This is a genomic window from Mesorhizobium sp. M0029, from assembly GCF_040323735.1.
Lineage (GTDB): Bacteria > Pseudomonadota > Alphaproteobacteria > Rhizobiales > Rhizobiaceae > Mesorhizobium.
In genome coordinates, this window is record NZ_JAMYVF010000043.1 from 1 (window position 1) to 14,145 (window position 14,145).

General features: G+C 60.0%; 6 protein-coding genes. 1 reads left to right on the forward strand and 5 read right to left on the reverse strand.

Going from position 1 to position 14,145, the window contains the following annotated elements; translation table 11 throughout:
- The coding region (locus NKJ76_RS31570) for a beta strand repeat-containing protein (RefSeq protein ID WP_352539163.1) at positions 1-5,653 on the reverse strand (5,653 nt) is incomplete at its 3' end.
- A 322-nt stretch (positions 5,654-5,975) separates the two neighbouring features.
- Here NKJ76_RS31570 and NKJ76_RS31575 point away from each other — a divergent pair.
- Positions 5,976-6,920, forward strand: coding sequence for a transglutaminase-like cysteine peptidase (locus NKJ76_RS31575; protein WP_352460198.1), 945 nt, complete (start codon positions 5,976-5,978; stop codon positions 6,918-6,920).
- Positions 6,921-7,005: 85 nt separating this feature from the next.
- On the opposite strand, the gene NKJ76_RS31580 is transcribed toward NKJ76_RS31575, so the two are convergent.
- The 4 genes from NKJ76_RS31580 to NKJ76_RS31595 are packed head-to-tail and all read right to left on the reverse strand — an operon-like array spanning position 7,006 to position 12,588.
- Positions 7,006-7,647 carry a ribbon-helix-helix domain-containing protein gene (locus NKJ76_RS31580; RefSeq protein ID WP_023712249.1) on the reverse strand — a complete coding sequence of 214 codons (642 nt, stop codon included), beginning with the start codon at positions 7,645-7,647 and terminating at the stop codon, positions 7,006-7,008.
- Positions 7,637-8,926 (reverse strand): HlyD family type I secretion periplasmic adaptor subunit, encoded by a 1,290-nt coding sequence (locus NKJ76_RS31585; protein ID WP_023667951.1) that lies wholly within the window; start codon positions 8,924-8,926, stop codon positions 7,637-7,639. The genes NKJ76_RS31580 and NKJ76_RS31585 overlap by 11 nt, the downstream gene beginning before the upstream one ends.
- 43 nt (positions 8,927-8,969) lie before the next feature.
- Positions 8,970-11,102 (reverse strand): type I secretion system permease/ATPase, encoded by a 2,133-nt coding sequence (locus NKJ76_RS31590; protein ID WP_352539164.1) that lies wholly within the window; start codon positions 11,100-11,102, stop codon positions 8,970-8,972.
- A 37-nt stretch (positions 11,103-11,139) separates the two neighbouring features.
- A complete protein-coding gene (locus NKJ76_RS31595; RefSeq protein WP_023704343.1) occupies positions 11,140-12,588 on the reverse strand; it encodes a TolC family protein in 1,449 nt (482 codons plus the stop codon).
- Positions 12,589-14,145: the final 1,557 nt, after the last annotated feature.

The window sequence follows — 14,145 nt, forward strand, 5'->3', positions numbered from 1 at the left end:
CACCGGCGGCAAAGCCGTCGGCGCCGGCCACGTCGTTGGTCAGCACGTTGCCGGTCACGATGGCGCCCTCGGCAGCATTGTTGCTGTTCGAGACCGCCGTCGGACCATCATCATTGATGGCAATCGACAACGTTCCGTTCGAGAAGCTCGAATCCTCATCGGTGACGACAACGGCATAATTCGCAAACAGCTGATCGGCCGCTCCGACCACTCCCGTGCCCGGATGATCGACATTATCGGCGAGCGTGAAGCTGTAGCTCACTGTGCCACCGGCGTTTGTTCCGCTGAAGCCGGTGATCGTCAGCGTGCCGTAGACCGGGCCGCCCGCAATGACGATGGGAACCGCGCCCGAGTTCGAGAGCTGGGCATAGCTGATGCTGGTGGTGCCCACCTGCAGCGACCCCAGGCCGTCCGGAGAGGTGAAAGCGAACGTGCCGCCATTCGTCTCCGAATGATCGGAGTTGTTGGTTGGATTGGCGTCCTGGAGTTCGCCGGAGCCAGCCGGCTCGGATCCGCGAGGTGGAAGCCCTTTTTCGTCAACGACTGTATCGCCGCCGTCCGTTTGTGGCGTTAGCCCCGAAATGGTGACGATATCATCGGCGCCATTGACCGTTATGGTTAGCGAAGCCGGCGCGGTGTCGCCGTCACCATCCGTGAGCGTATAGTCGAAGGTTTCAGACAGGCTCTCGCCGACCGAAAGCGCCTGCACTGCGGCATATGCGGTCGGATTCTGTGCCTGCGTATAGAGCGCATAGCTATAGCTGCCGTCAGCGCCCACCGTCAGCTCGCCGTAGGTTCCTGCTACATGATGATCGGCATCGGCGCCGTCCCAGGTGATCGAGCCCAAGCCGTCGGTGCCGAGGTGATCCGCGTGGCCGTCGGTTGCGTTTGCGTCGGCGCCGCCTACGCCCGTGATCACATTGCCATCTGCCGTGAGCGGCCCTTCTTCTGTGACCGAGTCCTGATCATCTACCGCGACCGGACCGTCATCCTGGAATTCGATGCTCAAGGCGACATGGGATACGGCGGTGCTGGTATCGCCGTCGAAATCGGTGATGGTGGCTTTGACGTGCAGGTCGGCGGCGACGGTCGCGATGTCGTCAAATGCTGCGGTGCTTGAACCGTCGACATTGTGAGCGATCGGTTGATACTGCCCGATCCAGACCGCGCCGGTCGGATCGACATAAACCTTGAACACGTCGATGCCGTTGGCAGAACCGACGAGAACGCCGTCCGCATTTGTCGAGAGCATGATTGCCAGGCCGTCGAGTGTCTTCAGGCCCGAATCGATGTTTGCCAGCGGGTTGCCGTTCGCATCCGTCACCGCAAAGGAGAACGTCGCGTCGTCGTCCGCGCCAACCGACGCATTGAACAGGCCGAGTGCACTGGCTGAAGATTTTGCGTAACCTAGTGCGTCTGGTTCGGTGACCAGGGCAGGCGGGGGAAGCGCGGTGTCGTTGGCCGGATTGGGATCCGCGGCATTGTTGACGCCGGCGGATTCGTCGTGGCTGACCCGGAAGACTTCGGTCTGTGTGGTGACGGTCGTGATCTTGGCTTCGATGCCGAAGATCTTGAACGGGTTGCCGCCAGTCAAGGTCGCATCGGTCCCGCCAGCGTTGGAATCGAAGGTAAAATCGTTGTAGTTGCCCACCTTGAGCTGGTCGAACGGGGTGCTGCCAATGACCTCGACCGTCGCACCATCCGGCACGCCGGCGAAGGCATAGCCCACCTGCACGCCGCCTTCGAAGACAGCCGTGCCGGCGGTCAGCACACCGTTGATGTTCACGGTGAACGGTTCGAATGTGCCACCGTCCTTGGCGCCGATGAACATCACGGCGGCTTCGACACCCTGGGCTTCCGCAACATCGATCGTGAACTTGACCGAGGCGACATCGTACGAGCCGCTGTCGCTGACGCTTGGCGGATTCGGACCGTTGGGTGTGATCACAAGATCATTGACGAAGTCCATCGTCACGATTTCGGGGCCGGTCAAATGCGGATGGGTTTCGTATCCGTCGATGATCTGGCCGTCGCCGACGCCGATCTTGGTACCCGTGGTGTTGACGGAATTGTCGCCTTCGTTGATGTCGATGCCGGTGAGCTTGATGTCGTGATTGCCGGCGCCATCCATGCCGCGAACATCGGTGTTGCCGGCCTGCAGCGTATAGACGATCGTTTCGGTGGTGGTTGTGGTTGTCGTGCCGGCGTCCCGGGCGAGGATCTGCGGAACGTCGTCGAGCACCTGGACCTTGAACGTACCAGCCGCCAGTCCGATGGTGTCGCCGTCGCCATCCTTGGCGACGACGAATGCCGAGAGATCGATCCCGCCATTGGCAAGCGTGTTTTCGGTGCTGTCGCCCGGCAGCGTCGGATGATCGATCTGGTCGATCAGGGTGAAGACATAGGAGCCGTCCGCACCGACGGTCAGGGTGAAAACGGGACGATCCGTGCCCGCCTGATAGCCGGCACCGGCGCCTACATCGACATAGCCGGTCAGGGTCGTGCCGTCGGAGACGATGAGGACGTTGCCGCCTTTCGAATCAAACCCCGAATCCGATGGGGTGGTTTGGGTGACAAGGCCGAAAGCGGAGGTCGCATTAGGGCCGTCAGAGCCGAAGTCGACGATTGCATTCAATGCGCCGGCAGCACCGATGGCAACCGCGGAGTTTGTTCCGGTCACTTCGCCGTCGAGCTGAGGATTGTCGGCATTTCCGGTGGACTGGCTGTTGTGCAGACCATCTTCGTCGACATTCGCGGTGACCTGGGCGGCGCCAATAACCTTCGGCCCGTCATCGTCGAAGGAGAATGCGGAGCCTTGGCCGTTGATCAGGTCGACGGTCGCATTCTCTGTGATGGTGTCGCCGTCGCCGTCCTGGCGCGTCACCTCATACTGCAGCTGAACCTGGCCGCCATTGGTCAGCGCAAGGTTGAGCTCGGAATCGAACTTGTTGCCGTCAGCGCCATGGTTGAGCGCTTCGTAGAGCGTGGTCTGCAGCTGCTCGGCGCCGGGCGCGCCGGTGATCGCGATGGTCAGAACCTGATTGTTCTGCGTGTCGCGGCCGACAATGACGCTGCCTTCGAGGAAGAGCGTAATGGCCCCGCCGTCCGTGGCAATGAGATTCGTGGCAAGGCCACCGGCCGGAATGCCGGTGAAGCTCAAAGCGCCGGTGACGGTTCCAGGACCGTCCGAACCATAGCTGCCGCCGATCGCGAACAGATTGGTCAGTCCGCCCGATACTGCCGTGTTGACCTGTGCCAGGCCCGGACCAGCATCATCCGTGTTGGCGTTGCCGCCAGCGTCTTCAGTCTCGCCGCCATTGTAGCGGTCCGTGCCAACCGTCTCGTCGAGCTCGACGGAAAGCAGCCCAGCGGCTCCATCGTGGGCGCCGACCGTTAGGCTTGGTCCATCGTCGTCGAAGGAGAATGCCGAGCCTTGGCCGTCGATCAGGTCGACGGTCGCCTTCTCTGTGATGGTGTCGCCGTCGCCGTCCTGGCGCGTCACCTCATATTGCAGCTGAACCTGGCCACCATCGGTCAGCGCAAGGTCAAGCTCGGAATCGAACTTGTTGCCGTCGGCGCCATGGTTGAGCGCTTCATAGAGCGTGGTCTGCAGCTGCTCGGCGCCCGGCGCGCCGGTGATCGCAATGGTCAGAACCTGATTGTTCTGCGTGTCGCGGCCGACGATAACGCCGCCCTCGAGGAACAGTGTGATGGCGCCGCCATCGGTGGCAGTGAGATTCGTGGCAAGGCCACCGGCCGGAATGCCGGTGAAGCTCAAAGTTCCGGTGACGGTTCCAGGACCGTCCGAACCATAGCTGCCGCCGATCGTGAACAGATTGGTCAGTCCGCCCGATACTGCCGTGTTGACCTGTGCCAGGCCCGGACCAGCATCATCCGTGTTGGCGTTGCCGTCGGCGTCTTCGGTCTCGCCGATAGCGCCATTGTAGCGGTCCGCGCCAACCGTCTCGTCGAGCTCGACCGAAAGCAGGCCAGCGGCTCCATCGTGGGCGCCAACCGTAAGGCTTGGCCCGTCATCGTCGAAGGAGAATGCCGAGCCGTTGCCGTCGATCAGATCGACGGTAGCCTTCTCGATGACGGTGTCGCCGTCGCCGTCCTGGCGCGTCACCTCATATTGCAGCTGAACCTGGCCGCCATTGGTCAGCGCAAGGTTGAGCTCGGAATCGAACTTGTTGCCGTCGGCGCCATGGTTGAGAGCTTCATAGAGCGTGGTCTGCAGCTGCTCGGCGCCCGGCGCACCGGTGATCGCAATGGTCAGAACCTGATTGTTCTGCGTGTCGCGGCCGACAATCACTCCTCCTTCGAGGAAGAGCGTAACGGCGCCGCCGTCGGTGGCAGTGAGATTCGTGGCAAGGCCACCGACTGGAATGCCGGTGAATGCCAACTGCCCGGTCGTGCTGCCCGGTCCGTCTGCACCGTAGACGCCGCCAACGGCGAACAGCGAAGAAAGGCCACCCGCCAGGCCGGTCGTCACCTGGGCCAGGCCAACGCCGTCATCGGTGTTGGCGTTGCCGCCGGCATCTTCAGTCTCGCCGCTATTGTAGCGGTCGCCGCCGACCGTCTCGTCGAGCTCGACTGAAAGCAACTGTCCCGCTTGCACAGTTGCCTGGACGGAAAGCGTTGGGCCGTCATCCAGCACACCGATATTGAGGGTCGCGGTGGCCGGCTCATTGTCTGTGTCTGTAACCACGACGGCAAAGCTGTCGGAAACCCCCTCGGTCGTTCCGGTCGATAACTTGTCGTGATGATCAAGAGTGTTGTCGGCAAGGGTATAAACCCAGCTATAGCCGTTCGTCGGATTGCCGGTGACCACGAGCGTGCCGTATTGCCCGGCAACGCTGCCGCCGTTGGTCACGTCCACACCGTCAATGACAAGCGTCCCGATGCCATCACCCGAGACGATGTTGAAGGTCCCTGAAACCTGCTCGGCGGTGCTGGCCGGATCCGTCCCGTCGGAAAGCGCGGCCTCGTTGACGACAAATCCGGAGCCAATGTCGATTGTCGGCGTCGTATCTTCTTCCCTGACCCCGATCGTCAGCTCACGCGGCTCCAGCCGTCCAAATTGCAGGTCCGTCGGCGGCAACAATGCGGAAATATCGAAGCCGTCGCCGATACCACCTGGGGGAATGGTGAAGTCGCCGCCGGCACTGCCTGGGGCGCCTCCGGGGCCGGCCGATATCGAACCATCAGCACCGAAGGCGACATCGACGTGGCTCGCTTCAAGAGCGGCCAGCAAGGCCACGCGCGGAACTTCGACATCACCGATGATGAAGGTCGGCACGTTGAGCGCGCCATCCTTGATGAGGATGACTGAACCGTCGGCCTGTTCCAGCAACAGATTGTGGCCGTCGACCTTGATGTTGTCGATGGAGACGTCCGCCGGAAGTTTCACGATGTTGCTGGCGTCGGCCACGTATTCATGCGGCGCGGCTGCCGCCGGCGCTTTCGCCTCCGCGGGTGCTGCCGGCTGAACGGGTGCGCCACTGCCGACATCGACCGGTACCGGCTCGGCAGGCGCCGCCTGAGCGGCCTGCGCTACCTGGATGCCTGCCTGCGATGGCTGGCCGCCATGTTCATGTGAAGAGTGCTCGTCCCAAGAATTCGAGACGGTATCCAAATCGTTACTCGTCGTCATCGCCAAACCCCTCCGGCATTTCCCGGATAGAGACAGTGACGACTTCTGCTTTGCAACTGTCCCGCACTCAATTTCATATATCCTGTTATGCAAGTCTCGGCATTTTTTACGTAAGGTAAACCCGGAAGATATAATCTGATATGCATTGGGCGCGCCGCGCCTCGTTTGATATCCGCCGGCTGAGCTGGATTGGTGAAAGAAGTATAAAATTGAATAAAGTTTTACGCAAAATAGATCTTCCCGATTGAAGGAAACTTATCCACCTTCCTTTCCAGTAATTTGAGACAAGATTGGTACCGTCCACAGTCAAGAGGTGGGCGTTATGAAAAAAGAAAAATCTGCCCTGGGAATAACCGGGCTCAGGCTCCTCCTGCTGGCAATGGCGATCACAAGCCTGCCGCAGCCATCATCCGCGAAAGCAATTACCGTGAATGCCGGCGCTGCCGCTGGAGTTCTGGCGGCGGTCGAAACCCCTTCCAGTCTCGGCGGCGTTTCGCTGGCTCGGCCGCAGCCATGGCAGCCGGTTTCAGCCTACCGGATCGGCATGATTTTCAGCAGCTATGGTCCTGTTGCCGTTGATGAAAAGCGTGGTTCTTCGATCGCGCCGCCCGCCGCCGGGATCGACCTGATCCAGACGGCGGCGATCATTCCCGGCGTGTTCGGTTCTGTTGCCCTGTCGATGCGCAATTTCCCGGTTTCGGCGCGCTGGGCGCCGGTCTACAAGGCAATTGTCGACTGTACCGCGAGCAGCGCGTGCGAACGCAATAACAGCGCCTTTGCCGAGATAGTCAAGGCAGCCGGGAACAAGCGCTTCATCGATAAGCTGTTCTTCGTCAACTCAAGTATAAATCGCGCCATCGCCTACAAGAAGGACAGCGTGGTTTACGGCAAGCTCGACTACTGGGCCAAGCCCCGGGAAATCCTTGAGCGGCGGGCAGGGGACTGCGAGGATTTCGCCATCCTCAAGATGGCTGCGCTGCTGCATGCAGGCATCCCGGCGCAGAGCATGTCGCTGGTCGTCTTGCAGGATCGCAAGCGCGGTTTCTTTCATGCCGTGCTGTCGGTCAGCACCGGCAGCGGCGTCTTCATTCTCGACAGTTTGAGCAATGTAGTTTCCCGCGATACAGACCTGCCGACCTACGTGCCGCTGTATTCGTTCAGCACCGATCGCGCGTGGATCCATGGCGCGAAGACCGGTTCTGCTCAAATAGCCGATATCAAGGGCGGCCTTTCGACGGTCGCGCCTGGTGAAGGTGTGCAGCCGTAAGCTCTCATCAGAGAGTCTTGAGCGCTCTATCTCTTGTTTGACGCAATTTTCCACGGAAACCGCTCACACTTTTCCCGGAATTGCTCTAGCCGCCGAAGACGAACGCCATCAGCAGTTCCGGCTCGACCACCGGCGCCCGCACCGCGCTCAGTTGACCGCGGTAGCGGCGGTCGCCGGCGCCTATGACGAAACCGGTCGCGACCGGCGTCTCGCCATTGGCGTCCAGCCTGGCGAATATGTCGGCGACATTGAGGTCCAGCGCCAGCTTGAGATCCTGGCGCGCGTCCTCGTTCGGCGCCACCGGCAATTGCCGCCGCACCAGCTGCTGGAACGGCGCATTGAAGGTCAGGATCTTCTTCGACGATGCCAGGGCAAAGGCCGGCGAGGGACAGGCGACGAGAATGGCGTTGATGGTCTTGATCGACGCGAGCCTCTGCAAGGTGACGTTCTGGTCGGCCAGTCCACGCATGCAGGCTACGCGGATTGCCGATGTCAGGTTTCCGGCGTTGGCGTGGCTCTCTGCAATTTCCTCGATCAGTGTGCCGATCGTGCATTTGCGGCTTTCCGCCATCTGCTTCAGCGAAGTCCAGAACGCCCTCTCCAGACGAATGCCGCGGCGCGTGCCGCCACGCGCCACAACCCGGAACTCGAGACCGAAATCCTCACTCGCCAGCGGTGGCAGCAGCCGGTCGCGATCGACCGGGCGGGAGATCGCACTATCGCTCACTCATTGCCTCCTCCCGCGCCTTGTTGATTGGTTTCAGAAGGTAGGTGAGAATCGTTTTGCGTCCGGTCTTGATGTCGACCGAACAGATCATGCCGGGAATGATCGAATAGGTCTTGCCGTCGCGTGTCAGGGTCGATTTGTCGGTGGCGACACGCACCTGATAGTACGGTTCGCCGGTCTTTTGGTCGACAAGGCTGTCGGCAGTGATGTTCGACACCTTGCCTTCGATGCCGCCGAAGATCGAGAAGTCATAGGCGGTCACCTTGATCAGGGCATCCTGGCCCGGCCGGATGAAGGCGACGTCCCGCGGTGAGACCCGGGCTTCGACCAGCAGGGTCTCGGACGTCGGCACGATACCCGCGACGACCGCGCCGGGCTGGACGAAGGCGCCGACCGTGTTGATGTCAAGCGTGTTGACGATACCATCGACAGGCGAACGGATATCGGTACGCGCCACCTTGTCGGTGGCACCGCGTATCGTCTCGTCCACCACCGAGAGATCGGCCAGCGCCTGCGTCAGATCGCTGAGCGCTTCCTGTTGCAGCTGCAGGCCAAGTTCGTCGACCTGAAGCTTGGCTTCCGTGATGGCAGACCTGGCTTTCTTGATGGTCTCTCCGGCAAGCGTCAGCTGACCATTGAGCTCGGTCTGCTCGCGCTCGACGCGGAGCTGCTCGGTTCGCGCCATCAGGCCTTTCTTGACCATCGCTTCGACCAGCTTCGCCTCCTGGTCGCTGACGGCCAGGTTCTTGGTGAGGCGATCGGCATTGGCGTTGGCTTCGTCGAGTTCCTTCTCACGCTGATCGAGCCGCGACTTTAGAACCGACAGTTTGACTTCGAAGTTGTCGCGCCGCGCGATTAGCAGCTTCTGCTCGTTGTCGCAGATTTCCGGCGCCACCTTCTGGATCTCGGACGGACAGGGAAACGCGCCCTCGAGGCTGCCGGTCTGTTCGAATTGGAGCCGTGCAATGCGCGTCTGCAGCGCCCGCGCCTTGGCCTGCTGCTCGCCAAGGCTGGAAGTGTTGAAGGTGTTGTCGAGACGAATAATGAGGTCATTCTTCTTGACGACCTGACCGATCGTCACGGCGATTTCCTGAACCACGCCCGGCTCGCTGGCCTGGATGATCTGGGTCTTCGACGCCGGTATGATCTTGCCGTCGCCGCGTGCGATTTCATCGACCTCGGCGAAGGATGCCCAGGCCACCGAACTCGCAAAAAGCGCTCCGATAATGAATATCGAAGCCGACGCAAAAAGCGGCGGACGGTCTTCCCTGGCTAGCATTTACCACGTCCCAACGTGCTGTGTTCACGCATAATTCTGTTCGTCAGGCGCTTGTTTTCTGCAGCGCTTGTATCACTTGGTCTTTCGGTCCATCGGCAACGATCTTGCCCTGCTCGATGACGATCAGGCGGTCGGCCAGCTCGAGCATGCTGAAGCGGTGCGTCGATACGATCAGGGTCGTGTTGCGATCGAAAGCCACTTTGAGCTGCTTGATCAGCTGGCGCTCGGAAGCCAGATCCATCGAGCCGGACGGCTCGTCCAGGAACACGATTTTCGGTTTGGTCAGCAACAGGCGGGCAATTGCCATTGTCTGCCTCTGACCGCCCGAGAGATTGGTGCCGCGCTCGCCGACATTCATGTCGTAGCCTCGCGGATGGCGGGAGACGAAGTCGTCGACGCCGGCAGCCTTGGCCGCCTCGACGATCTGCTCATCGGTCGCCTCCGGGCACGCCATCAGGAGATTTTCCTTGATGGTGCCGGAAAATAGATCGTTGGCTTGCGCGACGATCCCGACCGCGGCGCGAACCTCCGATGGGTGGTATTGGCGGATGTCGATCCCGTCCAGCAGCAGCTCGCCGGAGGTCGGCAGGAAAAGCCTGCCGATCAGCCTCCCCATGGTCGTCTTTCCCGAGCCTATGCGGCCGATGATGCCAATCCGCTCACCGGGCTTCACCGAGAAATTCAGGCCGGTCAGCACTTCGTTTTCGGAACCCGGGTAGACAAAGCCGACATTCCTGAATGCCATTGCACCGTTGCGAATGGGGCGGTTGACGAAACCAACCGTGTCCGGCCGATCCTCAGGCTGCGCCATGATCGAATTCACCATTCGCAGGGACAGCATCGCCTGGCGAAGTCTGGACAAGGTGATCGCAATCTGCCCAAGCGGGGCCACCGCCCGGCCCGCCAGCATGACGGTGCCGATGATGGCGCCGGTCGAGACATGCCCTTCCGAAAAGGCATAGGCGCCGGCCACGATCAAAGCGACGGTGACCATCTGCTGGATGGCTTGCGTTATGTTGCCGGCGGCAGCCGAAAGCTGTTTGATCTTCTCGGACGTGTTGGATGCGTTCTTGGAATGCTCCGCCCATTTTCGCAGAAGGTACGCCTCTGCCCGCAGCGATTTGATCGTTTCCAGCGTGGAGATGGATTCCACCAGCAGGGCCTGGCGCTGCGAAGCCTCGTTCATGGAAGCGGCAACGCGTTTGCCGATGCGCCGTTGCGTGATCAGCCCGACGATCACCGAGGCGACAAAGGCAATGGCCGGTATGACGACCAGCCAACCGCCTATCGCATAGATGACAAGAAGAAAGACGAAGACGAAGGCTGTGTCGATGAAGACGCTGATGGTGTTCGACGTGAAAAACTCGCGCACGAACTCGTACTGGGTCACCCGATTTGCATATTCGCCGGTTGAGCCGGGCCTTGCCGACAAGGACGAGTTCAGCACCTTCTCGAAAAGCATATAGGAGATGCGAAGATCGGCCTTGCGCCCGGCATAGTCGATCAGTGACGCTCTGGCGGTCTTCAAGAGCAGGTCGAACAGAATGACCGCGCCGATCCCGATCGACAGCACCCAGAGCGTCGATATCGCCTTGTTCGGCAAGATCCTGTCGTAGACGTTCATGGTGAAGATCGGTGAGGCAAGAGCCAGCAGATTGATGAATACCGCCGACAGGATGACCTTCGAATAGGTGCGCCAGAACGGCCCCATCGTGCCGGTCAGCCAATGTCGCCGCTCGATCTTGGCCGCCGAACCGACGCTCATCCCTTCGACTGCGTTGGCATAGGTTATCGAGAAGGAAACGCCGCCACTAATATAACTTCCGGAAAACTCGGATTTGCTAATTGTGGTGCGCCCGTCTTCCTGGGGAGCGGTCGTAAATCCACCGTCCTCGGTCTGGGCAAGCAGCGCAACCGGCAACTGGCTGACGCGAAACAGAATGGCGGGAAGGTCGATGCGTCCGCGAAGAAAGTCGCGATGGCTGAATTCCGTGATTTCAAGACCGATGCGTTCGGCAAGATGCCGGATGGCGTCGATATCGATGCGGGTGTCTGACAGCGGCACGCCGGCAAACAGCACGGTCTCGGAACTCGGCCTGCCGAGGTACCCGGCAACAGCGGAGAAGCAGGCCTTGAACGCCTCTTTTGGGGAGAGGATTTTGGGTTGTGGGTTCACGATCGGCCCGCAGGACTATCGTTCGTCCTTGACCTTCCTACTTCTTTCTTACCGGTGCGAGGATGTCGAAAGGCAGATCGTTCGTCTGCTCCGACGGCGTGCGCGCATACGTTTCGGTGTCGGCCGTTTCAGGCGCATTGAACTCGGCCTTGGCATAGGCGGTGGCCTGTTTTGCCGGCTGAAGATTCATGGTCTTCAGCAACTGCCCGGTTGCCGCCAGCAGCCGGTACTGCGCGAAAAGCGACGCGTAGGATGCGGTGTCGGCAAGCGTAGCTGTGTTGAACCGCGTGTTCTGCGCGTCGAGCACGTCGAGCAGCGAGCGCTGTCCGACCTTGAACTGCTCGCGATAGGACGCCACCAGCCTTTCGTTGGCGGCAGCCTGAAGCTTCAATGTCTTTGCCAGATCGGCCTGCCGGAAGCGGCGATCCCATGACGTACGGACGGCTTCCTCGATCTCGCGCAGAACCTGGTGCAGCACAAGGCGCTGCTCGCTGGTGCGGCGGACCTGCTCTTGCTCGTTGGCTTTGTCGATGCCGCCGCGATAGAGGTTCCAGCGCAGCACCAGCCGCGCCTGCAGGTCGCTGGCGTCGCCATCGTCGCCGTCGATGTCATAGCCGCCGCGGGCGCGGCCTTCGGCGATGACGGAGGGCCCGAATTTCGCCCGCGCCGCATCCACGAGGGAGGCGGCGGCGTCGATATCGCTGTTGGCCATGTGGACGCGCGGATTGTTCTGTCGCGCCAGCCCTAGCGCGTCGTCGAGCGACCTTGGCAGCGCGCTCGAGACATCGCCTGGCCTTGACGCGTTGGTCAGCGGCTTACCGACCGTCTTGAAGAACCGTATCTTGGAAGCCTCCAGTTCTTCGGTCGCCTCCTGCATACGTGCCTTGGCAGCGAACAGCCGCTCCTCGGCCTGCTGGCGATCAGCCTCGTTCAACGCGCCGCCTGCAATACCTTGCCGGATGTCGCCGAGGATTGCCTGGTGAAAGCCCAGATTCTTCTTCGCTTCTGAAACGATCGAAGCCTGCAGCATGTATTCGAGATAGTCCTGGACGACAGACAGTCCAATGAATTCAGACCGTTCCAGCACCCGGAACGATGCGCCGTCGACCCGCGACGCCTGACGGTTCAGTTCCGCCCGCCTTGCGCCGCTGTCATAAAGCGTCTGCGTGACAACGACATCGGCTTCCGCTGGATAGAGCGCGTCATCCTCTATGGACAGCGAACGCCGGGAGGAATTGTCGAGACGACGAACCCCCGCCGACGCCTCGACATCGACGCTGGGAAGATAAAGTCCCTTCGCTTGGCGTAGCTCGAATTCGATTGCTTCGCGGTTTTCGATCGCTTGGCCAATTTCGGGGTTGGACTCCACCGCAACCGCCATCGCCTCCTGGAGAGTGAGCGCGTGAGCATTCCCACAACTCAATATGGCGACCGTCGTCAGCAGGCCAAGGCGCTTGCCAATGGCCGGCATAACTATTGTTTTCATTTTGCCCATCCCAACGTTTCCCCGCGCCCTTATCCCCGGGCGCTACAACTCAAGCGTGATTGTTCACAAATTTACAAAATATGTGAGCGCTTATTGATTTAGTGACCGGTAAAACGCTGAGTTCAAGCCATAAATCTAAGGAATGTAGCAAAAATAGCACATAAAGATACTCAGGTGCGGTTTCTGGCAACAGCCATCCGGGTTCGCGCAGGCAAAGGAGAATGCTCCCCGGGAAGGGACCGCAGTGGCAACTTACAACCAATCTGCTCAGATAGCCTGACTATTTCTGGGGCGCATATTCATCTGCGAGCCCACATGGCAATTGGTTGGCAACAGGATGAACTTCGAGGCAAGTGAGCCCGTCCTAATCCGGCGCGTCAACTCGTAAATCCGTTCCACGGATTACAACTGCCTGCAAGCTGCCGCATGTTCGTACTTCCCAAGTCTCATCGGCCATATCGAGACGCTAGACCGTCAGCTGGTCGCGCGGCTGTTGCCACAGCTGCCGATCTGCAACCGGCCCCAATTTCCGACGTTCTGGACCTGGTCTCCCAAGGTTTGGAAAACGAGGTCAGCTATGGTCGGCAGTTCGGGGTCGCGGGAGCATACGGGAAGCTTTCAGATTTTGGCCCACGAAGAACTCAACAAAATCAACGATTTTCATTCGCCCTCCGGGCCTACCATAGCCATTGATTTTGAAACGCGCAAATGCACCTGGAGCAGTGACGGTAATTTCGAAAAGTGTTGGGCGCGGCTGTCGAACGCCACAAACTGCAAAAAATCGTCCGATTGATCCCGATAGTTGGTGAAACCTCAAAATATTTTTTGCGCCGATTTTTCCTTTAAATCAAAAGGGTAATTTTTTGACGGTTCTGGTGGCGGACTTTTTTGCTGTGATGGAAAATACTGACAGTCGTTCAATGGGTTATAGGCTGTATAAACAATCGAGTGGGAATGATTCAGGCCCACTCAAACGCCGCCGAAAATACGCCAATCTGACGTAACGCGCTGAAATAAAAACAAATCCTTTCAGGATGATCAGCGACAATCGGTGCTTAGAGATTGCCTTTGACGGACCGCCTGACGGACCTTCCGCATATTCCGCGGCTATCGCAAGAGTGCCGGGCGTTTTTGCGTACTGGCCGAGGTCCCTTGCTTCGCAAGTTCCTCCGCGACAAGGATCTGCTCGACAGCATTTTCGTCGCTATTGCCCATGCGGAGCCCCGGAGGATCAAAACCGGTCAGCAGCATGACGCGGACGGTTCAGAGCAAGCGACTCAGATTTCCGATTTGCTCAGAGTCCCCCAGCCTGTGGCTCTGTGCAGCAGGCCTTGAGAGTCTGGGTCGACCTTTTTGGAAGCTCGCCTGCAATCGGGTAGTGTGCTGAGAGTTCTGCAAATTCGCTGAGAGGGGGCGGTCATGGCAGGCTGGTGATTGTTCACGTCACTGATTCTCGCGAAGGAACGCCACCATGACCAAGACTGAAGTTAAGACCGCCAGCGCTGCCGTCAAAGACATTTTGCTTTCGAACCCGGATGGATTGCACGAGGTGCTCCG

What these genes read in the sequence shown, in the direction of transcription:
- NKJ76_RS31575 (WP_352460198.1), top strand. Translation starts at nt 5,976, where the DNA reads ATGAAAAAAGAAAAATCTGCCCTGGGAATAACCGGGCTCAGGCTCCTC.
- NKJ76_RS31585 (WP_023667951.1), bottom strand. Translation starts at nt 8,926, where the DNA reads ATGCTAGCCAGGGAAGACCGTCCGCCGCTTTTTGCGTCGGCTTCGATA.
- NKJ76_RS31595 (WP_023704343.1), bottom strand. Translation starts at nt 12,588, where the DNA reads ATGAAAACAATAGTTATGCCGGCCATTGGCAAGCGCCTTGGCCTGCTG.